The sequence below is a fragment of the Pelomicrobium sp. G1 genome (assembly GCF_051905455.1).
In the GTDB taxonomy this organism is placed as follows: Bacteria; Pseudomonadota; Gammaproteobacteria; order Burkholderiales; family UBA6910; genus Pelomicrobium.
Genome location: NZ_JBQACR010000157.1, coordinates 1 through 377, shown reverse-complemented (window position 1 = coordinate 377; position 377 = coordinate 1). Strand labels below are relative to the sequence as shown.

Genomic DNA, 377 nt, shown 5'->3' with positions numbered 1-377 from the left:
GTATAGCGCAGGCCGACGAAGACTTCGTAGGGTTGCAATTTAGGCCGTCGCTTTCGAAGGAAGGCGGGCCAGAGTCTGCCACATTCTTCCGGCGCACGCACCCCGGGCCGCCCGCCGGGAAGAGGGGCTCCTCCGAAGGGCCGGTGTACAATCACCCCTCGAACCGCACCGCGCGGTCCTTCTGCCACCGTGATCGTCCATCTGCTGGTTCCCCACCTTCTCGATTTCGACGCCTCGGACCCATCGCCGTTCGCTGATCTTTCCCTCGAGCACCTGGAACGGCTCTTGTCCCGGGGCCGGTGGCAGCCGGCCGAGCCCTTAAGCCCCGAGATCTGGCTGTGCCGGGCGTTCGGCGTCGAGCGCCAGCAGGACTGGCC

General features: G+C 66.6%; 1 pseudogene. It reads left to right on the top strand.

Annotated elements, in window-relative coordinates:
* Positions 1-189 precede the first annotated feature (189 nt).
* Positions 190-377: pseudogene (locus ACTFO6_RS17960) on the top strand (phosphoglycerate mutase); the annotation flags it as partial.